The sequence below is a fragment of the Serratia sp. JUb9 genome, from assembly GCF_014298095.1.
GTDB classification, from domain to species: domain Bacteria; phylum Pseudomonadota; class Gammaproteobacteria; order Enterobacterales; family Enterobacteriaceae; genus Serratia_B; species Serratia_B rhizosphaerae.
Genome location: NZ_CP060416.1, coordinates 3,847,879 through 3,870,985, shown reverse-complemented (window position 1 = coordinate 3,870,985; position 23,107 = coordinate 3,847,879). Strand labels below are relative to the sequence as shown.

The 23,107-nt window shown below is 58.6% G+C and carries 21 protein-coding genes and 1 other RNA gene; 16 read left to right on the top strand and 6 right to left on the bottom strand.

The genetic code is table 11. The annotated features are described in order from the left end of the window. Positions 1-3 precede the first annotated feature (3 nt). The 4 genes from hupB to HF675_RS18285 all read left to right on the top strand — a co-directional run bounded on the left by hupB (position 4) and on the right by HF675_RS18285 (position 3,408). Entirely contained in the window at positions 4-276 is a 273-nt protein-coding gene (hupB, locus tag HF675_RS18300) for a nucleoid-associated protein HU-beta (protein WP_004954599.1), read from the top strand. A gap of 178 nt (positions 277-454) precedes the next feature. Further along, complete coding sequence (gene ppiD, locus HF675_RS18295; protein ID WP_187043544.1) at positions 455-2,338, top strand: peptidylprolyl isomerase; 1,884 nt, start codon at positions 455-457, stop codon at positions 2,336-2,338. A gap of 139 nt (positions 2,339-2,477) precedes the next feature. Continuing rightward, positions 2,478-2,858, top strand: a complete 381-nt coding sequence (locus HF675_RS18290; protein WP_105230021.1) for a helix-hairpin-helix domain-containing protein — start codon at positions 2,478-2,480, stop codon at positions 2,856-2,858. Positions 2,859-3,015: 157 nt separating this feature from the next. Then, complete coding sequence (locus HF675_RS18285) at positions 3,016-3,408, top strand: thioesterase family protein (RefSeq protein WP_105230022.1); 393 nt, start codon at positions 3,016-3,018, stop codon at positions 3,406-3,408. A gap of 41 nt (positions 3,409-3,449) precedes the next feature. Here the strand turns inward: HF675_RS18285 and queC are convergent, their stop codons facing one another. Continuing rightward, positions 3,450-4,145 (bottom strand): 7-cyano-7-deazaguanine synthase QueC, encoded by a 696-nt coding sequence (gene queC, locus HF675_RS18280; protein WP_105230023.1) that lies wholly within the window; start codon positions 4,143-4,145, stop codon positions 3,450-3,452. A 104-nt stretch (positions 4,146-4,249) separates the two neighbouring features. Beyond that, positions 4,250-5,959 carry an SgrR family transcriptional regulator gene (locus HF675_RS18275; protein WP_111737628.1) on the bottom strand — a complete coding sequence of 570 codons (1,710 nt, stop codon included), beginning with the start codon at positions 5,957-5,959 and terminating at the stop codon, positions 4,250-4,252. A 104-nt stretch (positions 5,960-6,063) separates the two neighbouring features. On the opposite strand from HF675_RS18275, the gene cof reads away from it, so the two are divergent. Further along, positions 6,064-6,882, top strand: a complete 819-nt coding sequence (cof, locus tag HF675_RS18270; protein ID WP_187043543.1) for an HMP-PP phosphatase — start codon at positions 6,064-6,066, stop codon at positions 6,880-6,882. 48 nt (positions 6,883-6,930) lie between these two features. On the opposite strand, the gene HF675_RS18265 is transcribed toward cof, so the two are convergent. Then, positions 6,931-7,869 carry a DMT family transporter gene (locus HF675_RS18265; protein ID WP_105230026.1) on the bottom strand — a complete coding sequence of 313 codons (939 nt, stop codon included), beginning with the start codon at positions 7,867-7,869 and terminating at the stop codon, positions 6,931-6,933. Positions 7,870-7,991: 122 nt separating this feature from the next. Between HF675_RS18265 and HF675_RS18260 the strand changes: the two genes are divergently transcribed. The 5 genes from HF675_RS18260 to amtB all read left to right on the top strand — a co-directional run bounded on the left by HF675_RS18260 (position 7,992) and on the right by amtB (position 14,058). Further along, positions 7,992-8,453 (top strand): Lrp/AsnC family transcriptional regulator, encoded by a 462-nt coding sequence (locus tag HF675_RS18260; RefSeq protein ID WP_105230027.1) that lies wholly within the window; start codon positions 7,992-7,994, stop codon positions 8,451-8,453. A gap of 117 nt (positions 8,454-8,570) precedes the next feature. Then, positions 8,571-10,346 carry a SmdA family multidrug ABC transporter permease/ATP-binding protein gene (locus HF675_RS18255; protein WP_105230028.1) on the top strand — a complete coding sequence of 592 codons (1,776 nt, stop codon included), beginning with the start codon at positions 8,571-8,573 and terminating at the stop codon, positions 10,344-10,346. Next, positions 10,339-12,117 (top strand): SmdB family multidrug efflux ABC transporter permease/ATP-binding protein, encoded by a 1,779-nt coding sequence (locus HF675_RS18250; protein WP_105230029.1) that lies wholly within the window; start codon positions 10,339-10,341, stop codon positions 12,115-12,117. Before HF675_RS18255 ends, HF675_RS18250 begins: the two co-directional genes overlap by 8 nt. Positions 12,118-12,395: 278 nt before the next feature. Then, entirely contained in the window at positions 12,396-12,734 is a 339-nt protein-coding gene (gene glnK / locus HF675_RS18245) for a P-II family nitrogen regulator (RefSeq protein ID WP_004949337.1), read from the top strand. Between the two features lie 37 nt (positions 12,735-12,771). After that, positions 12,772-14,058, top strand: coding sequence for an ammonium transporter AmtB (gene amtB / locus HF675_RS18240; protein ID WP_105230030.1), 1,287 nt, complete (start codon positions 12,772-12,774; stop codon positions 14,056-14,058). Between the two features lie 66 nt (positions 14,059-14,124). Here the strand turns inward: amtB and tesB are convergent, their stop codons facing one another. Then, positions 14,125-14,988 (bottom strand): acyl-CoA thioesterase II, encoded by an 864-nt coding sequence (gene tesB, locus HF675_RS18235; protein WP_105230031.1) that lies wholly within the window; start codon positions 14,986-14,988, stop codon positions 14,125-14,127. Between the two features lie 321 nt (positions 14,989-15,309). Here tesB and HF675_RS18230 point away from each other — a divergent pair, with 321 nt between their 5' ends. Further along, positions 15,310-15,798, top strand: coding sequence for a YbaY family lipoprotein (locus HF675_RS18230; RefSeq protein WP_105230033.1), 489 nt, complete (start codon positions 15,310-15,312; stop codon positions 15,796-15,798). 58 nt (positions 15,799-15,856) lie between these two features. Here the strand turns inward: HF675_RS18230 and HF675_RS18225 are convergent, their stop codons facing one another. Further along, positions 15,857-16,171 (bottom strand): MGMT family protein, encoded by a 315-nt coding sequence (locus HF675_RS18225; protein ID WP_105230034.1) that lies wholly within the window; start codon positions 16,169-16,171, stop codon positions 15,857-15,859. 154 nt (positions 16,172-16,325) lie between these two features. Between HF675_RS18225 and ffs the strand changes: the two genes are divergently transcribed. Next, positions 16,326-16,422: signal recognition particle sRNA small type (ffs, locus tag HF675_RS18220), an RNA gene on the top strand. A 152-nt stretch (positions 16,423-16,574) separates the two neighbouring features. After that, entirely contained in the window at positions 16,575-17,177 is a 603-nt protein-coding gene (locus HF675_RS18215; protein WP_187043542.1) for a LysE family translocator, read from the top strand. A 91-nt stretch (positions 17,178-17,268) separates the two neighbouring features. Here HF675_RS18215 and HF675_RS18210 read toward each other — a convergent pair whose 3' ends face one another. Beyond that, entirely contained in the window at positions 17,269-18,543 is a 1,275-nt protein-coding gene (locus tag HF675_RS18210; RefSeq protein WP_105230037.1) for a Glu/Leu/Phe/Val dehydrogenase, read from the bottom strand. Positions 18,544-19,166: 623 nt separating this feature from the next. On the opposite strand from HF675_RS18210, the gene astA reads away from it, so the two are divergent. From astA to HF675_RS18195, 3 genes are all read left to right on the top strand, one after another. Next, positions 19,167-20,168 (top strand): arginine N-succinyltransferase, encoded by a 1,002-nt coding sequence (gene astA / locus HF675_RS18205; RefSeq protein ID WP_232251669.1) that lies wholly within the window; start codon positions 19,167-19,169, stop codon positions 20,166-20,168. A 34-nt stretch (positions 20,169-20,202) separates the two neighbouring features. Then, a complete protein-coding gene (gene astB / locus HF675_RS18200) occupies positions 20,203-21,546 on the top strand; it encodes an N-succinylarginine dihydrolase (RefSeq protein WP_105233223.1) in 1,344 nt (447 codons plus the stop codon). Between the two features lie 124 nt (positions 21,547-21,670). Continuing rightward, positions 21,671-23,092, top strand: a complete 1,422-nt coding sequence (locus tag HF675_RS18195) for an amino acid permease (RefSeq protein ID WP_111737625.1) — start codon at positions 21,671-21,673, stop codon at positions 23,090-23,092. The last annotated feature ends 15 nt before the right edge of the window (positions 23,093-23,107 follow it).

The window sequence follows — 23,107 nt, the reverse complement described above, 5'->3', positions numbered from 1 at the left end:
AGAGTGAATAAGTCACAACTGATCGACAAAATTGCCGCAGGTGCTGATATTTCCAAAGCGGCAGCTGGACGTGCTTTAGATGCGATTATCGCATCCGTTACCGACTCCTTGAAGGAAGGGGACGACGTTGCTCTGGTTGGTTTCGGTTCTTTTACCGTGCGTGAGCGTTCAGCCCGCACCGGCCGCAACCCGCAGACAGGTAAAGAGATCAAAATTGCTGCTGCCAAAGTGCCGGCCTTCCGCGCAGGTAAAGCGCTGAAAGACGCGGTAAACTGATTGCAGCGTCTGGCCGGTTGCCGTCATCGGGGGTTGTGTTAAAACAATCACCTGACGCAACGAAGCTGGTAAGGTAAGATACAAGGCGCATCGCACCGATGCGCTTTTTTTATTTTTGTCGCAGGGAAGCCTGCCACAAGGGTTGTCAATCCACATCACAGCGGAGTGTTGTCACACTATGATGGACAGTTTACGCGCGGCTGCTAACCACGTCGTGCTCAAAATTATCCTGGCCCTGATCATTCTGTCATTTGTTTTGACCGGGGTAGGTAACTACCTGATCGGCGGTTCCGGCGATTATGCAGCGAAAGTCAACGGCGAGGTGATCGAACGCGCCAGGTTGGAACAGGCTTTCCAGAGCGAACGTAGCCGCATGCAGCAGCAGCTGGGCGATCAGTTCTCGGCGCTGGCCGGCAACGAAGGCTACATGCAGCAGCTGCGTCGTCAGACGCTGTCTCAGCTGATCGATGAAACGCTGCTGGACCAGTATGCGAAAAAGCTGGGTCTCAGCATCAGCGACGACCAGGTCAAGGACGCTATCCGCAAAGCGCCTTACTTCCAGACCAACGGTCAGTTTGATAACGCCAAGTATCTCGATTTGATTACCCGTATGGGCTACAGCGCGGACAACTATGCGCAGTCCATGCGTCAGCAGCTGGTGAACCAGCAGCTTATTCAGGCGTTCGGCCATTCCGGCTTTGTGCTGCCGGCCGAGTCTGACGCAATGGCGGCGCTGATGCTGCAAGAGCGTGACATCCGCCTGGCGACCATCGATCTCAAAGCGCTGCAGGCCAAGCAGAGCGTGAGCGATGATGAGCTTAAAGCCTATTACGACCAGAACAAAAACAGCTTTATCGCCCCTGAACAGGTGCAGGTGAGCTATATCCCGATGGACGCGGCGGCGATGCAAAGCAAGGTCACGGTCAGCGATGCGGATATCAGCGGCTATTACGAGCAGCATAAAAGCAGCTTCGGCCAGCCGGAACGCAAGAATTACAGCGTTATCCAGCTGAAGACCGAGGCGGAAGCCAAAGCGGTGCTGGATGAGCTGAACAAAGGCGCAGACTTCGCCAAGCTGGCGGAAGAGAAGTCCACCGATATCATCTCCAAGCGCAACGGCGGCGAGCTGGGCTGGCTGGAGCCGGATACCACCGCAGACGAACTGAAGCAGACCAATCTGACCGAAAAAGGCCAGATTTCCGGCGTGGTGAAGTCATCCGTGGGCTACCTGATTGTGCGTCTGAACGATATCGAAGCGGAAAAGCTGAAGCCGCTGAGCGAAGTGCGTGATGCAATTGCCGCCAAGGTGAAGCAGGAAAAAGCGCTGGATGCCTACTTTGCGCTGCAGCAGAAAGTAAGTGAAGCGGCGACCAACGATAACGAATCGCTGGCCTCGGCAGAAGAAGCGGCGGGCGTTAAAGCGGCGCAAACCGGCTGGTTTACCCGCGATAACATCCCGGCAGAGCTGAACTTCAAACCTGTCGTGCAGGCGGTCTTCGACGGTTCGCTGATTGGTGAGAACGGCACGCCGGGCAGCAACTCGGATGTGATCACCGTTGAGGGCGACCGCGCCTTCGTGGTGCGCGTCACCGGCCATAAAGCGGAAGGCGTTGAGCCGTTTGACAAGGTGAAAGAGCGCGTTGCCGAACTGGTGAAGCGCAACAAGGCGCAGCAGGCGGCCAAACTGCAGGGCGAGAAACTGCTGACCGAGCTGAAACAGGGCAAAGGTGACGAGGCGTTGAAAGCGGCCGGCCTGAGCTTTGGCGCGGAGCAGAAGATGACCCGTTCCGGGCAGGGTGCGCAGCTGGAAGAGAGCGTCTTTGCGCTGCCGCATCCGCAGCAGGGCAAGCCGGTGTACGGCATGTCGCAGGACCGCCAGGACAACGTGGTGCTGATCGCGCTGGATACGGTCAAGCCTGGTTCGCTGTCGGCGGAAGAAATGAAGGCCTTCGGCGATAAAATGCAGGAAGGTTCGGTTGGCGTAACCTTCGATTCCCTGCTGGCGAATCTGCGTAAGGACGCCAAGATCAAAATGGGCGCAGCGGAGCAACAGCCGCAATAAGCCCCGCATTTCTTTGCAAACTGATGTAACTGACAAAGGCCGCTTTCGCGGCCTTTTCCATATCTGCGGTTTACCGTTTGCCGCCGTTTGGGGTTTGCCGCAAGGTGGGCGGGCTGTACAACACAAGGAGGATACAGCTATGTCATTAACCTTAAATCTGGCGCTTGCACGCCATCAAACCCTCGCCGGCGCGCTGCTGAGTGCCGTGCTGTGCGTTATCCCATCACTAACGGCGGCCGCAGCGGAAAAGCCGGGGGTGGTTCAGACCTCGGCGGCGGCGCGCACCCAGCCGCAGGCTGCGGGCAATACGGCTGCCGGGCAGGAGGCGACGGTCAGTATCAATCAGGCCAGCGCGGAGCAGCTTGCCGATACGCTGAACGGCGTTGGCCTGAAGAAGGCTGAGGCGATCGTCCGCTATCGTGAGCAAAATGGGCCGTTTACCGATATTGAACAGTTGCAGGAGGTGCCGGGCATCGGTCTGGCGCTGTTGGAGAGAAACCGGGAGCGCTTGAGAATGTGATCCCGATCGCGGCCGCAGGGCAAAAAAGCTCGGCGGCCGTTTTCCTCTGCTACATTTTACAGGTCGTACCAGTTGGTGCGGCCTATAATAATAACGGCAGGGGTCGATAAGGCGCCCGTCCCGTTTGGCGATTACCAGGCTGGAGCACATTCTCACTATGCAAACCTATATCAACGTTCGCGGTTTTCACATTGATGTTTATCAGCACGTTAATAATGCCCGCTATCTGGAGTTTCTGGAGGAGGCGCGCTGGAACTGGCTGGATCACCGTGAAGAGTTCCGCTGGATGGTGGCCAACAATATCGCGTTCATCGTGGTGAATATCAATATTAATTACCGTACGCCGGCGGTATTGGGCGATAAGCTGTGCGTAGAGGGCCGGCTGGAGCAGTTGAACGGCAAGAGCGGCGTATTGAGCCAGACAATTACCCGGGATGCCGATGGCGCCCAGGTGGCGGACGCGCTGGTGACGTTTGTCTGCGTGGATTTGACCACTCAGCGTGCATTGCCGATAGAAGGTGAGCTACGGGAAAAACTGCAGACGCTGTAAACGCGAAAGAGGGCGGCAGGGGCGCCGCCCGTCGCTATTGCTCAGACCAGGCCGGTTTTACGCTTCAGCTCGGCCATCACCGCCGTACGGTTATCCTGATACTGCTGCAGGCCGTTACCGCGCAGGTGACAGGCGGCGCATTCGCCGCAGCCGTCGCCCTTGATGCCGTTATAGCAGGTCAGCGTGTGCTGACGCACCAGGTCCAGCTGCTGATAATAGTCGGCCAGCGCCCAGGTTTCAGCCTTGTTCAGCCACATCAGCGGCGTTTCAAAACGGATATCGCGGGCGATGCCAAGCACTACCGCCTGATTCAGCGCTTTGACAAACTCGTCGCGGCAGTCCGGGTAGCCGGAAAAATCGGTTTCACACACGCCGGTGATTACCGCTTCGGCCTCGACCTGATAGGCGTAGATCGCCGCCAGCGTCAGGAACAGGATATTACGCCCCGGCACAAAGGTGCTGGGCAGCCCGTCCTGCTCGGCGCTAAACGTCGGCACCGGGATATCGTCGCGCGTCAGGCTGCTGATGGCCAGTTCGTTCAGCAGGCCGACATCCAGCACTTTATGCGCCTTGGCGCCCAGTGACTGCGACAGCTCACGGGCGATATCGATTTCCGCGCGGTGACGCTGGCCGTAATCGAACGTGACGCAGTGAACTTCATCATACTGCTGTAAGGCTTGAATTAAGCAGGTCGTGGAGTCTTGCCCGCCACTAAAAACAACGACTGCGCGTTTCATAGAATAAACCTTCCATTGCCATAGCCCGCCCGATACGCACTCGGGGAGTCAAAAAGATGAAACGTAATGGTAACAGATGTGTGGAAAACAGCGTAGGGGCGGGGCTAGATCAACGGCGGCGGCAGCCACGCCTGGCCGAAATCGAACCAGCCATGCGCGGTTAGCGTTACGCCCTGCATGCGCGGCGGCGCGCTGATCTGGTATTGGTAGTGAAACAGCGGGGTGATGATGGCGGACGTCATCAACTGCTGGTAGTAGCTTTTGAGTTCGCTGATGCGCTTCTGCTCGTCCGGATATTGCTGGATCCGCAGCAGCGTTTGCTGCTGATGCCGCCAGAGATGGGTCGGTAAAATCCCCTGCCACAACACATCCTGCCGCAGCCAACTTTCCAGCGTCGATTCCGGCGCTTCGCCGATCAGGTTATCCGCCAGCAGCAGATCGGCCTGGGCAATTTGTTCGCTGCTCTGCCAGCGCTTGCCGGAGAAATAACGCACCTCCAGTTCGCAGCCCTGTTCCGCCAGCAACGCCTGCAGCGCTTCGGTGACCGTGACCAGTTCAACCGGCGGGTGGTACAGCAGCGTCAGCTTGGCTGGCAGTGGGATATCGGCGCTGGCCTGATGGGTCGGGATCCCCCAGCCGGGCAGCATCTCTTGGCTGGGAATGATAACGCCGTTCGGCAATGGCAGATCGGCCAGCAGCCCTGAGCGCTGGATCAGCATCAGCAGCTTTTGCCCCTGCGCTTCGCTCAGTACGCCGCGGCGCAGGTTCAGCGCCAGATAGCACCAGCCCAGGCTCATACTGCGCTGCACCGGGCGCGCCAGCGCCAGATCTTCCTGCTGTCCGATGGTGATGCGCACCGGATGTTGACAGCTGGTGGTGTTGCCATTGCCATCGGCCTGCAGTTCTGGGGTGATCCAGTATTCAATGCTGTCCAGATAGGGATGTTGCAGGTGGTAGAACGGGTGCTGTTCCAGACGTACCAGCGGCGTTTCATTCAATACCAGTTTGAACGGGCCGGCGCCGATGGCGGTATCGTCCGGGTGGGTCATCAGACAGGTCAGCTCCGCCAGGCGGTAGGGCAGCCAGTAATCGGCGCTATGCAGATCGAACTGCAGACACAACGCGTGCGGCAGGCTGACGGCGGCGACATTCGCCAGGCTGGCCTGGCCGCGCGGGTGCCGGCGCTGCTTTTCCAACGTTTGCAGCAGTTGTTGGCCGGTGATGGGTTCGCCGTTATGCCAGCGTAGTTGGCTGCGCAGGAAGAAACGCCAGCGCAGGCCGTCGCCTTCAACCTGCCAATGGTGAGCCAGATCCGGCTGGGGCTGCGGATTGCCGGTGATAAAGCGGGTCAGGCCGGCATGCAGCGTTGAGGCCAGATGCTGTTCGGCGCGGCCGCTGAGCGCCAGCGGATCCAGGGATTCCAGCTGACGATAGTAGGGGATGCGCAGAGTGGGGCTGCCCGCCTGCCACTGGCCGCCCAAATGCGGCGCAAGCAACTGTTGCAGACGCTGCGGATCTAAACGGGCCAGCTCCAGCGCGTTTTGGTGATCGCCCTGCTGCAGCAGTTGCTGTAACAAGGCGGCGCGCAGTTCGTCAGGCGTTTTCAGGCAGTGCAGCCGTGCCCGCTTGCCGCGGCCGGCCTGTGAGTGCCAGCTGAGCCAGCCCTGCTCCTGAAATTGCTGCACCAGGGTGCGGGCGTGGCGCTCGCTGCAGTAAAACAGCGCCGCCAGCTGCGCCATGGTGACGGCCGCCGGCTCACTGCCCAGCTGTTGGTACAGGCGTTGATACTGACTGAGGCGATGAATCAGACGCATGGCGATAAATCCGGAACGGTTTTGATAAATTGTTCACTATTACTTCCGTAAATACCATCACATACTGCAGGCATTGTCATTCTCTGCATATGATCGAGGTTCTTATGTATCGCCTGGCTGCTTTCGATATGGATGGTACGCTGCTGACGCCGGAGCACCGAGTCGGCCCGGAAACGCTGGCGGTGCTGAAACAGCTGGTGGCGCGGCAGATAACCGTGACCTTTGCCACCGGCCGCCACTATCTTGATGTGCAACCCATCATGGCGCAGCTGGGTCTGCAGGGCTTTCTGATCACCGGCAACGGCACCCGCATCTACGATCGGCACGGTCAATGTTTACAGGCTACCGACCTGCCGCCGGACATTGCCGAAGCGGTTATCCATAGCCACTGGCAGACATCCGCCGGGATGCATGTTTTTCGCGATGAAGGCTGGCTGACCGAATCGGCAACCCCGGCGATGCTGCAGGCGCACCATCTGAGCGGTTTCGGTTATCAGCTGACTGACCCGCGGCGCCTGCCGGCGTTTGGCAACAGCAAAATCTGTTTTGTCGGCGAGCATGAGGAGCTGCAGTCGCTGCTGGGGCGCCTGCGGGTCTATTTTGGCGAGCAGGTAGATTTGTGTTTTTCCGCTTATGACTGTCTGGAGGTGCTGCCGGCTGGCTGCAACAAGGGCAGCGCGCTGGCGCTGCTGAGCGGGCACCTGAACGTAACGCTGGATGAGTGTATGGCGTTCGGCGATGCGATGAATGACAAGGAGATGCTGGCGTCGGTCGGACATGGCGTAGTGATGGGCAATGCGCTGCCGCAGCTTAAGGCGCTATTGCCCCAGTTACCGGTTATCGGCCACTGCGAAACCCAGGCGGTGGCCCACTATTTGGCACATTGGCTGCGTTCACCACACGTTCCTTATACCCCCGTATAGCGGACGTTCCCCTTGCAGCCGGCCGGGTAGTTCGCTACCCGGCTTTTTTTATTGTTGCGATGACGCTTCCAGTTTGCGCAGGCTGCTGACCGGTTTTGCACTTTTGGCGCTGTAGAGCGTCAGCAGGATGCCGGCCAGCAGCGGCGCCAGCAGCCAGAGAGAGGTGGTGCTGATGGTGGTGTGATCGACCGCTTTCTCGACGGCGATGGCAATCAGCGGAAACACCAGGAACACCAAAGAGGCCTGAAACGCCGTGGCTTTTTGCTGTAGGGCAAAGTAGGCCATGATGCCGAAGACGCCGGCCACCACGCCGAGATAGGCCACGGATAGCAGTGAGGCGCTGGTAAACGCGGCGCTGTCCGGTTTTTCGGTGACATAGCCGACAATAAACAGCAGAATGCCGGCGCCCAGGCAGGGCAACGCGTTAAAGGTCAGCACCGAGATTTTTTCGCCGCGCTTTTTACTCAGCACGTACATCACCGCGTGGATCAGCACCGCCGCCAGCAGGGCGACCACGCCGGGCCAGCGGGTTTCGCCGCTGGCGGTGGATTCTTGCCACAGAATACCGGACAGACTGGCCACGCCGACGATCAGACCGATCAGCTGCGCGATGCTCACGCGCTCTCCCAGCAGCAGTACCGAAGCCATCAACACAACGACGGGCATATTGGCAAAGATGATGGAGGCCAGCGCAGAACTGACGTAGCGCTCGCCGTAAATCATGAGCGTAAAGGGAATAGCGAAGTAAGCCAGGCAGACCAATAGCTGGAATCCGCGGCTGCCTTTGGGAAACAGCAGCGGCGTACGAGTAAAGTAAGCCAGCAGCAGCAACAGCGGCGACGCTGCAAGGAAACGCAGCCCGGTCGCGTAAATAGGCGGAACGGTGGCAACGGCGATCTTCATCGCCATCCAGGTGGTGCCCCAGGTCAGGGCGACCAGGGTAAACAGGATAATAATGATTCCGGTATTTCTCAGCGTGTTATCCATCTCAGCGTCCTGTCGGTAAATATCGTGGCATCAGATACATTACGTGGATAGCCAGAGAAAAAGATTGCTATTTTTCCTGTCTGTCGGCCAAATGAGGGAAAATATTTCTCCAGGGTGGCTAAATGTTAGATAGAACGGATCGTAAATTGCTGAGTATGTTGCAGCAGGACTGCACCTTATCGCTGCAGGCGTTGGCCGAAGCGGTAAATCTGACCTCGACGCCGTGCTGGAAACGGGTCAAGCGGCTGGAGGATGAGGGCTATATTCGCGGGCGGGTCGCGCTGCTGGATAATGAGAAACTGGGGTTGGGGCTGACGGCGTTTGTGATGCTGAAAACCCAACAGCACAGCCGCGAGTGGTATCAGCAGTTTGTCGACCTTACCGCCCAGATGCCGGAAGTGCTGGCGTTTTATCGCATGGCCGGGGAGTTTGATTACCTGATGCAGGTGCAGGTGGCGGATATGAAAAGCTTTGATCGCTTTTATAAGCGTCTGGTGAATGGCATACCGGGATTGATTGACGTTACTTCGAGTTTTGCCATGGAGAAAATCAAATATACTACCGCATTGCCGCTACCGGAGTGAAAAGTTCACCAAATCGGCCAAGAAACGGTGGTATCCTACGCGGCTAACCGTTACGTAATGCGTGGCGCACGAGCACAACAAGAGTTAACAACACCAAAATATCTGGAATAACACTGCGTGAGATTATTTGCTCAAATCGGCTGGTATTTCCGCCGCGAATGGCGCCGCTATCTGGGTGCGGTGGCGCTGCTGATCATTATCGCCATTCTGCAACTGCTGCCGCCGAAGCTGGTCGGCGTGATTGTGGACGGCGTAACCAAAGAGCATATGTCTACCGGCGTGCTGTTGGCATGGCTGGGACTGATGATCGCCACCGCCATCCTGGTGTACCTGCTGCGCTATGTCTGGCGCGTCCTGCTGTTCGGCGCCTCTTATCAGCTGGCGGTTGAGCTGCGGGAGAACTTCTACCGCCAACTGAGCCGGCAAAACCCGGCGTTTTATCTGCGGCACCGCACCGGCGATCTGATGGCGCGAGCCACCAACGATGTCGATCGGGTGGTGTTCGCGGCCGGCGAAGGCGTGCTGACGCTGGTGGATTCGCTGGTGATGGGGTTGGTGGTGCTGATCGTGATGAGTACCCAAATCAGCTGGCAACTGACGCTGCTGTCGCTGATCCCGATGCCGATTATGGCGATTGTGATCAAGTATTACGGCGACCAGCTGCACCAGCGCTTTAAGTCGGCGCAGGCGGCGTTTTCCAGCCTGAACGACCAGGCGCAGGAAAGCATGACCAGCATCCGTATGATCAAAGCCTTCGGGCTGGAGGATCACCAGTCCAACCAGTTTGCCGAGGTGGCGGCGCGTACCGGCGCGAAAAATATGCATGTGGCGCGCATCGACGCGCGTTTTGATCCGACCATCTATCTGGCCATCGGCGCCGCCAACCTGCTGGCTATCGGCGGCGGCAGCTGGATGGTGGTGAACGGGACGCTGACCTTGGGGCAACTGACCAGCTTTGTGATGTATTTGGGGCTGATGATTTGGCCGATGTTGGCGCTGGCGTGGATGTTTAATATTGTCGAACGCGGCAGCGCCGCCTACAGCCGCCTGCGCAGCCTGCTGGATGAGGCGCCGGCGGTGGTGGACGGCGAAGGTGATTTGCCGGCCGGGCGCGGTGAGCTGGCGGTGGATATCCGCCGTTTCCATTACCCGGAGAATCAGCACGCGGCGCTGCATGACGTCGCTCTGCGGCTTAAACCGGGGCAGATGCTTGGCCTGTGCGGCCCGACCGGCGCCGGGAAGACCACGTTGCTTTCCCTGATCCAGCGCCAGTTCGATATTGATGACGGGCAGATCTGCTACCACGGCATGCCGCTGACGACGCTGAAGCTGGACGCCTGGCGCGCCCGCCTGTCGGTGGTGAGCCAGACGCCGTTCCTGTTTTCCGACAGCGTGGCGAACAACATTGCGCTCGGCAAGCCGGATGCGACGCAGGAAGAGATTGAGCAGGCGGCGCGGTTGGCCAGTGTGCATGACGATATTCTGCGCCTGCCACAGGGGTATGAAACCGAAGTGGGCGAGCGCGGCGTGATGCTGTCCGGCGGGCAGAAACAGCGTATCTCCATTGCGCGCGCGCTGCTGCTGGATGCGGAGATTTTGATCCTCGACGATGCGCTGTCTGCGGTGGATGGTCGTACCGAGCACCAGATTCTGCATAACCTGCGCAGCTGGGGGCAGAACCGGACGGTGATCATCAGCGCGCACCGGCTCTCGGCATTGACCGAAGCCAGCGAAATCCTGGTCCTGCAGCATGGCAGCGTGGCGCAGCGCGGCCTGCACGCCGTTTTGGCGTCGCAGCCGGGCTGGTACCGCGATATGTATCGCTATCAGCAGTTGGAGGCCGCGCTGGATGAGGCGCCGGAAATCGGCGTGGAGATGTTAACCAATGAATAAAGTTCAGAAGCTGTGGCCGACGCTGAAGCGGCTGCTGGCTTATGGCTCACCGTATCGTAAACCGCTGGGACTGGCGGTGCTGATGCTGTGGGTGGCGGCGGCGGCGGAAGTGGCCGGCCCGATCCTCATCAGCTATTTTATTGATAACTATGTCGCCAAAGGGCAGCTGCCGCTGATGATTATCTGCGGGTTGGCGGGCGCTTACATCCTGCTGGAGATGCTGGCGGCGGCGCTGCACTATTTTCAGGCGATACTGTTTAACCGGGCGGCGGTCGGCGTGGTGCAGCGTCTGCGCACCGATGTGATGGATGCCGCGCTGCGCCAGCCGCTCAGCGCGTTCGATACCCAGCCGGTCGGCCAGCTGATCTCCCGCGTCACCAATGACACCGAGGTGATCAAAGATCTGTATGTGATGGTGGTGTCCACCGTGCTGAAAAGCGCGGCGCTGATCGGTGCCATGCTGGTGGCGATGTTCAGCCTCGACTGGCGCATGGCGCTGGTGGCGATCTGCATCTTCCCGGCGGTATTGCTGGTAATGGCGATTTATCAGTATTACAGCACGCCGATCGTACGGCGGGTGCGCAGCTATCTGGCGGATATCAACGACGGCTTTAACGAAGTGATCAACGGCATGGGGGTGATCCAGCAGTTCCGCCAGCAGGTGCGTTTCGGCGAGCGGATGAGCAACGCCAGCTGGTCGCACTATACCGCCCGTATGCAGACGCTGCGGCTGGATGGCTTTTTGCTGCGGCCGCTGCTGAGCCTGTTTTCTGCCCTGGTGCTGTGCGGCCTGCTGATGCTGTTTGGCTTTAGCGCCGAGGGCTCTATCGGCGTCGGGGTGTTGTACGCCTTTATCAACTATCTGGGACGGCTGAATGAGCCGCTGATTGAGCTGACCTCGCAACAGTCGATTCTGCAGCAGGCGGTGGTGGCCGGCGAGCGTATTTTCGAACTGATGGATCGCAGTCAGCAGCAGTATGGCGCCGATGAGCGCCCGCTGCAGAGCGGCCGTATCGATATCGACAACCTGAGTTTTGCTTACCGTTCTGACAAGAAGGTACTGCAACATATTCAGCTCAACGTGCCGTCGCGCGGTTTTGTGGCGCTGGTCGGCCATACCGGCAGCGGCAAGAGCACCCTGGCTAACCTGCTGATGGGCTACTACCCGGTGAGCGAAGGCGAAATTCGTCTGGATGGCCGGCCGTTGTCAAACCTGTCGCACCGTACGCTGCGCCAGGGGATCGCCATGGTACAGCAGGATCCGGTGGTGATCGCCGAGTCGGTGCTGGCGAACGTGACGCTGGGGCGGAATATCAGCGAAGAGGCGGTGTGGCAGGCGCTGGAGACGGTGCAGCTGGCGGAGCTGGTGCGCGGCTTGCCGCAGGGCATTCACACCCGGCTGGGCGAACAGGGCAATAATCTGTCGGTCGGCCAGAAGCAGTTGCTGGCGATGGCGCGCGTACTGGTGCAGGCGCCGCAGATTCTGATCTTGGATGAAGCGACCGCCAATATTGATTCCGGCACTGAACAGGCGATTCAGCGGGCATTACGGGCGATTCGCGAGCACACCACGCTGGTGGTGATTGCCCACCGTTTATCGACCATCGTTGATGCCGACGCCATTTTAGTGCTGCATCGCGGCCACGCGGTGGAGCAGGGCAACCATCAGCAGCTGCTGGCGCAGCGGGGCCGCTATTACCAGATGTATCAGCTGCAGCTGGCGGGTGAAGAGCTGGCGGCGGCGACCCGCGAAGACAGCCAGCCGGTCTAAACCCATCACGGCGTTATCCCGGCTGCGGTCGGGATAACGCACCATTATCAGGCACGTTAGCCGGTAAATTTCCCGCTTTGCACCGCAATGATACAGCGCGCACTACCGTGGTGCGCAAAAAACAACCAACAATCTCTCCTCCGCCCGCTTCTGCAGGCTCCCGCCGTCGGCAGACGGATAATCCGCTGAGTTTTCTCCTAAAACAATTTATGGCACAGCCTTTGCTTTATTCAGACTTATACCAGGGGTGAGTTTGGGTTTAATTGTGGAGGGGCAATATGAAGCTGGTTACCGTGGTGATCAAACCATTCAAGTTGGAGGACGTGCGTGAAGCCCTATCCTCAGTCGGTATTCAGGGGCTGACCGTCACTGAAGTAAAAGGGTTTGGCCGCCAGAAGGGGCACGCCGAGCTGTACCGCGGCGCCGAATACAGCGTCAACTTTTTACCCAAAGTCAAAATCGATATCGCCATTGCCGACGATCAATTAGACGAAGTGGTTGATGTGATTAGCAAAGCCGCCTACACCGGCAAAATTGGCGACGGCAAAATTTTTGTGGCCGAACTGCAGCGCGTGATTCGCATACGTACCGGCGAAACCGATGAAGCCGCGCTGTAAATACCGACTCAGCGACTGAAATGGGGATCAGACAATAATGAAAAAACGTTTATCCATGTTGGGCCTGAGTGCGGCAGCCCTGGCGCCTTCTCTGGCTCAGGCTGCTCCGGCGGCCATCGATAAGGCCGATAACGCCTTTATGATGATTTGCACCGCACTGGTGCTGTTTATGACTCTACCAGGTATCGCATTATTCTATGGCGGCTTGCTGCGCGGCAAGAATGTGCTGTCGATGCTCACTCAGGTGATGGTGACCTTTGCGCTGGTGTGCGTGCTGTGGGTGCTGTATGGCTACAGCCTGGCCTTCAGCGAGGGCAATGCGTTTTACGGCGGTTTCGACACCGCAATGTTGAAAGGCATCGGCATTGACAGCATTACCGGCTCTTATAGCCAACTGGTGCACGTGGCATTCCAGTGCTCCTTTGCCTGCATTACCGTGGCGCTGGTGGTGGGCGGGTTTGCCGAGCGTATCCGCTTTTCCGCGGTGATTATCTTCGCGGCGATCTGGTTCACCATCTCCTACCTGCCGATTGCCCATATGGTGTGGGGCGGCGGTTTCCTGGCGGCCGACGGCGCGCTGGATTTTGCCGGTGGCACGGTGGTGCATATCAACGCCGCCAGCGCCGGCCTGATTGGCGCTTACCTGTTGGGCAAACGCGCGGGCTTCGGCAAGGAGGCGTTCAAACCGCACAACCTGCCGATGGTCTTTACCGGCACTTCGATTCTGTATATCGGCTGGTTCGGCTTTAACGCCGGTTCCGCCGGCGAGGCCAATGGCGTTGCGGCATTAGCCTTCCTGAACACGGTGGTCGCCACCGCCGGCGCCATCCTTTCCTGGGTGTTTGCCGAATGGCTGGTGCGCGGCAAACCGTCGCTGCTGGGCGCCTGTTCCGGCTGTATTGCCGGGCTGGTTGCCGTTACGCCGGCGGCGGGTACTGTCGGCGTTGGCGGCGCGCTGATTATCGGCCTGGTCGGTGGGGTCGCCGGCCTGTGGGGCGTCGTGACGCTGAAGAAATGGCTGAATGTGGATGATACCTGTGACGTCTTTGGCGTACACGGCGTGTGTGGCATCGTCGGCTGTCTGCTGACCGGGGTATTCACCGCCTCTTCACTGGGAGGCACCGGCTATGCGGAAGGCGTCACCATGGGGCATCAGGTGTGGATCCAGCTGCTCAGCGTGATCATTACGCTGATCTGGTCCAGCGTTGCCGCGTTTATCGCCTTCAAGATCGCCGGCGTGCTGGTGGGGCTGCGCGTGCCGGAAGAGCAGGAGCGCGAAGGGCTGGATATCAACAGCCACGGCGAAAGCGCCTACAACCAGTAAATCGATAATAAAATAATGATGAAGCAACAAAGGCGATGGCAACATCGCCTTTTTTCTTGGCCGGCGTTATGCCGTATGGCGGCGCATCACCCCTTCCTGCACCGTGCTGGCGACCAGCACGCCGTCGCGGGTATAGAACTGCCCGCGAACAAAACCGCGTGCGCTGGATGCCGAGGTGCTTTCCACCGCGTAGAGCAGCCAGTCATCCATGCGGAACGGCCGGTGGAACCACATGGAGTGGTCGATGGTCGCTACCTGCATCCCCGGCTCCAGGAAGCCGACGCCGTGCGGCTGCAGCGCCGTCGGCAGGAAGTTCAGATCGGAGGCATAGCCCAGCAGATACTGGTGAATACGCGCATCATCCGGCATGGCGCCGTTCGCGCGCAGCCAGACGTAGCGGTACGGCTCGTCCACCTTGCCCTGCAGCGGGTTATGGAATTTTACCGGGCGCACTTCCAGCGGTTTCTGGCTGGTAAACTTATCGCGCACCTTTTCCGGCAGCATATGCGCCAGCTGCTGCGCGATTTCTGATTCGGACATCAGGCCTTCCGGCTGCGGCACGTCAGGCATGGTGTTCTGGTGTTCGAAGCCGCTTTCCGGGCTTTGGAACGAGGCCGTCATATAGAAAATGGGTTTGCCGTTCTGAACGGCGCTGACCCGTCGGGCGCTGAAACTGTTGCCATCGCGCAGCGTTTCGACGTCGTAGACGATAGCTTTGCTGCTGTCGCCCGGGCGCAGGAAGTAGCTGTGGAACGAGTGCACGCTGCGCTCGGCCGGTACCGTATCTTTGGCTGCATAGAGCGCCTGGCCGACCACCTGGCCGCCGAACACCTGGCGTAAGCCCAGATCCTCGCTTTGCCCGCGGAACAGGCCCTCTTCGATTTTTTCCAACTTGAGCAGCTCAAGAAGGTTTTGCAATGCCTGGCTCATAAAAGGTAATCCTTCTAATAATTGTTTTGTGTAGTGTGCGGAAGATCACGGTAAGCCGTCAACCGGCTAAATCCGACTACTGTTGCCATAGTATGAACCTCACACAACGGGGCGCAAAGTGATTACCGGTAGCCGCTGACGGATGGCTTTCTGGCGGCGCGTTGCAGCGATGGTCAAACGGTAGCGGTATGGAAACATGCGGACGCCCGCTGGCTGATTAATCGGCAGGCGGATGGGAATGTCTCAGAGTTTTGTGCTAGGTTTAAGGGGTAAGACGGCGTAAGCCGCCAATTTGTTGATAATAAAGAAGGAGACCGCTCGATGAAATTCTGGCAAATCCTTGCTGGGGCCGCCGCCGTGACGCTGGCCGGCTGTGCCCAGAATGGCGCAGATGCCCCGACATCGGCAGCAGGAAGCCCGGCGACCGCACAACAAATGCAGGTGACCGGCCCTGCGGTGACGGGGACGGTCAATATCGCCCAGCGTATTGCCTTGCCGCCGCATGCGGTGCTGACGGTCACGCTGTCCGATGCCTCGCTGGCGGACGCACCGTCCAAGGTGATCGCTCAGCGGGTGATCCGTACTGAAGGCCAGCAGGCGCCGTTTACCTTTGCCGTTCCCTACAACCCGGCGGATATCCAGCCGAATGCCCGCGTCATACTGAGTGCGGCGGTAACCGTTGACGGGCAACTGAGCTTTATCACCGACACGATTCAGGAAGTCGTCAACCGCAACGGCACCCACGCCGACCTGCAACTGGTGCCGGTGCAGAACGTACCGGTACAGGCGGCATCAACCGCGATGCCGTAACGGCGTTACCCGATGGTGTTTTCCGCTGCCTTTGGCTTACTGGCTAAAGGCAGCGTTATTATGGCCGCCAGCCGAAACGGGCAAAGTCCACCGCGCCTTCGGCATCGAACATAATTCCTTCCGCCAGCAGCGCCTGCCGCTGCCGCTGAAAATCCTCGCCACGCAACGAGATCTTGCCGTGCCGGTTGATCACCCGGTGCCAGGGCAGGGTGCTGCCCGCCGGCAGTTTCTTCAGTATACCGCCAACCTGGCGCGCCGCCCGCGGTGAGCCGGCCAACTGGGCTACGTCGCCATAGGCAATCACCTTGCCGCAGGGAATGGCGGCGACGACGTGAAAGACGCGCTGGCGGAAAGTCGGGTCTGTGGATTCCATAGAGATAAATACGCCGTATTGCTGTCGGACTGGCAGTGTGCCACAGGCCGGCTGGGTAAGAAAACAGCGGTTGGTCCTGGCCGGCTTGCTATTTCAGATGCCATCACCGATAATGCCCACCGCTTCGCAGTATGGAAGCCGTCAATGGGGGCCCTGTTGGTTCTCCCGCAACACTAACTTGTGAACTCGGTCAGGTCCGGAAGGAAGCAGCCGCAGCAGGTGACGTGTGTGCCGGGATGTAGCTGGCAGGGCCTCCACCATTTCTGCCATCCGATTGCTTTCCCCCCTATTTTTTAGCCTGGTGCCGCGGATTTTCCCGTTCTTCCCGGCGCGCGAACGCACATCCCGCAACGTTCCCCATACGCTTGCCAAGCCGAAAGCGGTTACCTATTATCCTTCGTCTATGGACATTAACCTGCCTGGTTTTATCCCCGCACTGTTGCCCGTCGCGCTTTCTCCCGGCGCGAGTTTCACGCTGGCGATGAACGGCGCGCTGGCGGACGGCCGCCAGGGATTGCTCAGAACGCTGCTCGGTACGGCGCTGGGCATCTACACCCATGCACTCCTGATTGGCCTTGGCGTTACCGCCGTATTGGCGGCGTCGCCGGCGGCGTTCGGCGTGCTGAAAATAGCCGGCAACCTGTACCTGCTCTGGCTGGGGATTCAACTGATCCGCAGCGGCGTTTCCGCACGGCGGCTGGCGCTGAATAGCGGTCGGGGGAGCGTCACGTTGAAGAGCGCGTGGTTGCTCAATGTGCTGAACCCAAAAGCCATTATGTTCTATCTGACGGTGGTGTCGCAGTTTGCCGGGCGGCACGGGGAGCTTGGCAACTATTTGCTGCTGGCTTCGGTGCATATTGCGGTGATGAGCGTCTGGCTGATTGCGGTCAGCTATGCGCTGGTGTTCTCCGCCAGAAAAGCCGATCCCCTGACGCTGAAAAAGTACATCAATATCGGTGGAGGCATGCTGCTGGTGTTTTTCTCTTTGTTCTCCCTTATCTATTAACAACCAGGCTCGTATGTTTTTCTGCCTAATGGGGAGATCAAAAAAGGGCGCGGTCCGCGCCCTTGCTGGCAGTCTTACGGCACGCTGCCGATCAGCCCGGATAAATACCGCGGTCCTTACGGGCCAGCAGGATACGTTCGCAGGCGACGATATAGGCGCTGGTACGCAGTGAACAGTTCTTTTCTTCGGCTTTATCGCACACGTGGGCGATAGCGTCGGTCATGATTTTGTCCATGCGCTGGTTGATTTCCTCTTCGCTCCAGAAGAAGCTGGCCATATCCTGCACCCATTCGAAGTAACTGACCGTTACCCCGCCGGCGTTACAGATTACGTCAGGCACCACCAGGATCCCGCGCTCGGCCAGTACGTCATCCGCTTCCGGGTAGGTTGGGCCGTTGGCGCCTTCCAGAACCAGTTTGCAGCTGAGGTTCTCCGCGCGTTCGCGGGTGATTTGTCCTTCCAGCGCCGCCGGGATCAGAATATCCATCTGCAGCGTCCAGAACTCCTCTTTGGCAATTTCCTGCGCGCCAGGGAAGCCGGCAATCTGTTTGCTTTCGGCTTGCCAGACGGTCAGCTCGGTTAAATCGATGCCGGCTTCGTTGTACAGCGTTGCCGAGTGGTCCTGTACGGCCACAATGCGTGCGCCCGCTTTCTCAAACAGGCGAGCCGCTTCACTGCCCACGTTGCCGAAGCCCTGCAGCGCGATTTTGGCGCCTTCAATCTCAATGCCGGAACGTTTGGCGACTTCGCAGCCGGTAATAAATACGCCGCGGCCGGTGGCTTTTTCGCGGCCGAGGGAGCCGCCCAGGTGGATCGGTTTACCCGTCACCACGCCGGTGATTGTGGTGCCGTGGTTCATGGAGTAGGTATCCATCATCCAGGCCATCACTTTGCCGTTGGTGCCGACATCCGGTGCGGGAATATCTTTCTGCGGGCCGATAATCAGGCCGATCTCGCTGGTATAACGGCGGGTCAGCCGCTCCAGTTCCCCTTCAGACAGGGAGAAAGGATCGACGCGGATACCACCTTTGGCGCCGCCGTACGGCAGGTTCAAGGCTGCGCACTTGATGGTCATCCAGGCTGAAAGCGCCATCACTTCATTGAGATCCACATCGGGGTGATAACGCACGCCGCCTTTGCCCGGGCCGCGCGACAGGTTGTGCTGTACGCGATAGCCCTCGAAATGGCGGATGGTGCCGTCATCCATTTGCAGCGGAATATCGACGATCAGCGCGCGCTTAGGGTGGCGCAGCGTTTCGATCCAATGGGCCAGGTCACCCAGATGGGGCGCGACGCGGTCGATTTGGCGCAGATAGGTTACCCAAGGAGAGGTGGAGCTTTCGGAAGCGTAAGATAACTTTTCCATAATAGGCCTGTTTTACCAAAAATTATGTTGTGTAGACGTGGAAAGTTAGTGCAATGAACGGTACGCGCTTAACGTTAACACTATTTTAAAAATATGCTATCTCCCGGCAGAGGAAATAACTGGATTTAAGCCGCCGGGCAGCATGATTAAGTGAATAAAAAGTCATTTCTATTGCCCACATGTGCCGCATATTTATTCAATTTGCGCGCTATTTAGTGAATAAAGTGTGAAATTATGTCTATTTTTCAGAATATTGAAGGTTATCAAAAAGTGAATAAATTGATGTTATTTCGTATTGACTTTATTTCGTTAGCAGACACAGCATTAAGGTACGCAACCAAAAAGGTATTGGTAATGACCTGCTAACCGTCTGGTTTTTCCTGTTCCCTCTCAGTCGCGATGAATTTTTCTCTCAGCGCAACGGGTAGGCGTGCATTAAAAAAACGTATGCAGCGTCCCGTTTACCCGGGCCGCCGGCGGGTTGACTGTGGGCATTCATCATGGAAAGGAGCGCGATGCAATAGGGGGGAACGAAGACGCGGTTGGTGCTTTTTACCCGCTTTTTTTATTCCTGCCGGACGTGTTGCCACGTTCCGTCAGCTTGGTTAGGGAGCGCAGTAGTGATTATTTTTCGACCCGTTCGGGAAGACGATCTGAATGGCATCATGCGGCTGGCATCACGCGCGGGCGTCGGGCTGACGTCGTTGCCCAATGACAGGGCGCGGCTGGAAGCACGCATTCGCCGCAGTATCGATACCTTCGCCGGCAAGTTACCGCGCGCTCAGCAAGGGTTTCTGTTCGTGCTGGAAGACACCGAGAGCGCGTGCGTGGCGGGCGTCAGCGCGATTGAAGTTGCGGTAGGGCTGGATGAGCCGTTCTATAACTTCCGCCTGCAGCGTACGGTGCGGGCCTCGAAAGAGCTGGGCGTGTATAAGGACCTTGAACTCCTCAATCTGAGCTATGACCATACCGGCCACAGCGAACTCTGCACCCTGTTCCTCGATCCGGAATATCAAAAAAATCGTAATGGGCTGCTGCTGTCCAAGGCGCGCTTCCTGTTTATTTCAGCCTTCAGGAGCTGGTTTTCCTCCCATATTTTTGCCGAACTGCGCGGGCTGCTTGATGACAACGGCCATTCGCCTTTCTGGGATGCGCTGGGCCACCATTTTTTTGCTATTCCTTTTGCCGAAGCAGACCGCCTCAGCGGCAGCGGTATGAAAACTTTCATTGCCGAACTGATGCCGTCCTACCCGATTTACGTCTCTCTGCTGCCGGACAGCGCTAGGCAAGCCATCGGGCAGGTGCACACGCAAACGGCGCCGGCCAGGGCGATCCTGGAAAAAGAGGGATTCAGTTGGCAGGGGTCAGTCGATATTTTTGATGCCGGCCCGGTGCTGGAGGCTGAAACCGATAAGCTCAAGGCGATTCGCCGCGTGCAACGTACGTCGGCGCATCAGCTGACGCTCGATCCGACATCGCCGGTGATTGTCGCTAATAACCAGTTTGCCCATTTCCGCGCGCTGTTGATCGCGGCGGAAGAAGCGCAGACGCTTGGCCAGCCGTTGCTGGATGCGTTGCAAAGCGGCGAACGGGATCCGCTCCACGTGCTCACACTTAACCCTTAGGAAAGAGACGCTTATGACCGTAAAAACGCAGTGGATGTCGGGCGCTGAAGCCAACTTTGACGGCCTGGTCGGGCCTACGCATCACTATGCCGGGCTTTCCGTCGGTAATGAAGCCTCGCAGAACAACCGCGACGGGCTGTCCAACCCCCGTCAGGCGGCGCTGCAGGGGCTGCATAAAATGAAAGCGCTGGCAGACCGGGGATATATTCAGGGCATTCTGCCGCCGCAGCCGCGGCCCAATGTTGCCGCGTTGCGCGCGCTGGGCTTTCAGGGGACGGATGCGCAGATTGTGCAGCGCGCCGCCGCTGACGCGCCGCAGCTGCTGTCGGCCTACAGTTCGGCCTCATCGATGTGGACCGCCAATGCCGCCACGGTTTCCCCGTCGGCCGACAGTGCGGACGGCAAACTGCACTTCACCGTCGCCAACCTGAATAACAAACTGCACCGTGCGCAGGAAGCGCCGGTCACCTCGGCGATTCTGCGCGCCACCTTCGCCGATGAGCGTTACTTCTGCCATCACGCGGCCCTGCCGCAGCAGAGCGACTTCGGCGATGAAGGCGCGGCCAACCATAACCGGCTGTGTCAGAACTATAACCAGCAGGGGCTGCAGCTGTTCGTTTACGGCCGGCGCGCCTTTGGCGGCGGGCCGGCACCGGTCAGGTATCCGGCCCGTCAAACGCTGGAGGCCTGTCAGGCGGTGGCGCGGCTGCATCAACTGAAGCCGGAATACACGCTTTATGCGCAGCAGAACCCGGCAGCCATCGACAGCGGGGTATTCCATAACGATGTGATTGCGGTCAGTAACCGTAACGTGTTGTTCCATCACCAGCATGCGTTTCTGAACCAGCAAGAGGTGCTGGCGGCGCTGCGCGAAAAAGCCGACGCGCTGGAACTGCCGTTTATCAACGTCGAGGTGCCGCAGGAGCGGGTCAGCCTGGAGGATGCGGTGGCCTCATACCTGTTCAACAGCCAGTTGCTCAGCAAGCCGGACGGGAAAATGCTGATCGTGGTGCCGGAAGAGTGTCGCCAGCGCGCCAACGTCTGGGAATACCTCAGCGATCTGACACGCGACGGACGCTCGCCCATTGATGAAGTTGCGGTATTCGATCTGCGTGAGAGCATGCGCAACGGCGGCGGGCCGGCGTGCCTGCGCCTGCGGGTGGCGTTGAACGATGCCGAACTGTCCGCCGTCAACGCTGCCAGTCTGATGAATGATGAACGCTATCACCGCCTGACGCAGTGGGTCGAAAAACATTATCGCGACCGGCTGCACGCCCGCGACCTGGCCGATCCCCACCTGTTGTATGAGGTGCGGCAGGCGCTTGACGAGCTCACGCAAATTTTACGCCTTGGCTCAATCTATGATTTCCAGCGCTAGGGTGCCGGAAATGAATCACGCGGTCGGCGACGATACGCCTGGCTGACTGCGCTATCACCAACCTGTTTGCAGCTGCGCCCTGCCGCGCCGCATCTCGCTTTGCCAGATTGATGAAGGAATAGCCATGACACAGCATAAACCTGAAGGGCGGACGACGTCTGCCCCGCAGAAACTGACGCGCGGCCTCGGTGAGCGTCATATCCAGATGATCGCGCTTGGCGGCGCGATTGGCACCGGCCTGTTTATGGGGGCGGGCAGAAATATCGCCATCTCCGGCACGTCGATCCTGCTTATCTATGTACTGGTCGGTTTTTTTACCTATATGGTGATGCGGGCGATGGGGGAGGTGCTGCTGTCAAAGCTGGACTACCGCTCGTTTGCCGATTTTGTCGGTGATTACCTCGGCCCGCAGGCCAGCTTCTTTTTAGGCTGGACCTACTGGCTGAGCTGGGTGGTGACCTGCATTGCCGACGTGGTAGTGTGCGGCAGCTATATGCAGTACTGGTTTCCGGAAATGTCGGCCTGGATCCCGGCGTTATTCACTCTTGGCCTGCTGTGCCTGTTTAACCTGCTGTCGGTGAAAATGTTTGGCGAGGCGGAGTTCTGGTTCGCCTTGATCAAGGTTATCACCATTATCGCGCTGATCCTGACCGGCGGCTGGATGATTGCCTCCGGCTGGACATCGCCGGACGGCGTGCAGGCCTCGCTGACGCATATCACCGATCCGCAGGTGTTTATGCCGCATGGCATCACCGGTTTTCTGGCAGGCTTTCAGATTGCGATCTTCTCCTGCACCGGTATTGAACTGCTGGGGACGATGACCGCGGAAACCAAAGATCCGCAGAAGATCCTGCCGCGCGCCATTAACTCGCTGCCGCTGCGGATTATTATTTTTTATCTGCTGTCGATGATTGTGATTATCGGCGTGACCTCATGGCCGGGGATCTCGCCGGATAGCAGCCCTTTTGTGACGCTGTTTGACAAGGCCGGTTTGCCCGCGGCGGCGGCGATGATTAATTTTGTCGCGTTGACGTCGGCAATGTCGTCGGCGAACAGCGGCGTCTATTCCAGTACGCGTATGCTGTACGGCCTGTCGGTGGAAAAGCATGCCCACGGGCAGTTTCGCATCCTGTCGCGCACCACGCGCATCCCGGTGCGCAGCCTGCTGTTCTCCTGTTTTTGTATGTTAAGCGGCACGCTGTTGCTGTTCCTGGTGCCCAACGTGATGACGCTGTTTACCATCGTCTCGACGCTGGCCGCGATTATGGTGGTGTACAGCTGGATGATGATCCTGATCGCCTATCTGGCATACCGCAAAAAGTCCCCCGAACTGCATGAGCGGTCGATGTTTAAAATGCCGGCGGGCGTGTTGATGAGCTGGGTGACGCTGCTGTTCTTCGCCTTTACCATCTTCATCATGCTGTTTGATCCGGATACCCGCAAGGCGCTTATCGCCACGCCAGCGTGGTTTATTATGCTGTGGCTGTTCTGGCGTATGAAACAGAAGAAAGAAGCGCGCTATGTTGCCTTAGAGCGCAGTCTATAACCCCGCTTGGAATTA

What these genes read in the sequence shown, in the direction of transcription:
- HF675_RS18285 (WP_105230022.1), top strand. Translation starts at nt 3,016, where the DNA reads ATGCAAACCTATATCAACGTTCGCGGTTTTCACATTGATGTTTATCAG.
- HF675_RS18230 (WP_105230033.1), top strand. Translation starts at nt 15,310, where the DNA reads ATGAAATTCTGGCAAATCCTTGCTGGGGCCGCCGCCGTGACGCTGGCC.
- HF675_RS18275 (WP_111737628.1), bottom strand. Translation starts at nt 5,959, where the DNA reads ATGCGTCTGATTCATCGCCTCAGTCAGTATCAACGCCTGTACCAACAG.
- glnK (WP_004949337.1), top strand. Translation starts at nt 12,396, where the DNA reads ATGAAGCTGGTTACCGTGGTGATCAAACCATTCAAGTTGGAGGACGTG.
- HF675_RS18225 (WP_105230034.1), bottom strand. Translation starts at nt 16,171, where the DNA reads ATGGAATCCACAGACCCGACTTTCCGCCAGCGCGTCTTTCACGTCGTC.
- amtB (WP_105230030.1), top strand. Translation starts at nt 12,772, where the DNA reads ATGAAAAAACGTTTATCCATGTTGGGCCTGAGTGCGGCAGCCCTGGCG.
- cof (WP_187043543.1), top strand. Translation starts at nt 6,064, where the DNA reads ATGTATCGCCTGGCTGCTTTCGATATGGATGGTACGCTGCTGACGCCG.
- HF675_RS18215 (WP_187043542.1), top strand. Translation starts at nt 16,575, where the DNA reads ATGGACATTAACCTGCCTGGTTTTATCCCCGCACTGTTGCCCGTCGCG.
- HF675_RS18260 (WP_105230027.1), top strand. Translation starts at nt 7,992, where the DNA reads ATGTTAGATAGAACGGATCGTAAATTGCTGAGTATGTTGCAGCAGGAC.
- HF675_RS18195 (WP_111737625.1), top strand. Translation starts at nt 21,671, where the DNA reads ATGACACAGCATAAACCTGAAGGGCGGACGACGTCTGCCCCGCAGAAA.
- tesB (WP_105230031.1), bottom strand. Translation starts at nt 14,988, where the DNA reads ATGAGCCAGGCATTGCAAAACCTTCTTGAGCTGCTCAAGTTGGAAAAA.
- astB (WP_105233223.1), top strand. Translation starts at nt 20,203, where the DNA reads ATGTCGGGCGCTGAAGCCAACTTTGACGGCCTGGTCGGGCCTACGCAT.
- ppiD (WP_187043544.1), top strand. Translation starts at nt 455, where the DNA reads ATGATGGACAGTTTACGCGCGGCTGCTAACCACGTCGTGCTCAAAATT.
- HF675_RS18290 (WP_105230021.1), top strand. Translation starts at nt 2,478, where the DNA reads ATGTCATTAACCTTAAATCTGGCGCTTGCACGCCATCAAACCCTCGCC.
- HF675_RS18265 (WP_105230026.1), bottom strand. Translation starts at nt 7,869, where the DNA reads ATGGATAACACGCTGAGAAATACCGGAATCATTATTATCCTGTTTACC.
- HF675_RS18250 (WP_105230029.1), top strand. Translation starts at nt 10,339, where the DNA reads ATGAATAAAGTTCAGAAGCTGTGGCCGACGCTGAAGCGGCTGCTGGCT.
- HF675_RS18210 (WP_105230037.1), bottom strand. Translation starts at nt 18,543, where the DNA reads ATGGAAAAGTTATCTTACGCTTCCGAAAGCTCCACCTCTCCTTGGGTA.
- queC (WP_105230023.1), bottom strand. Translation starts at nt 4,145, where the DNA reads ATGAAACGCGCAGTCGTTGTTTTTAGTGGCGGGCAAGACTCCACGACC.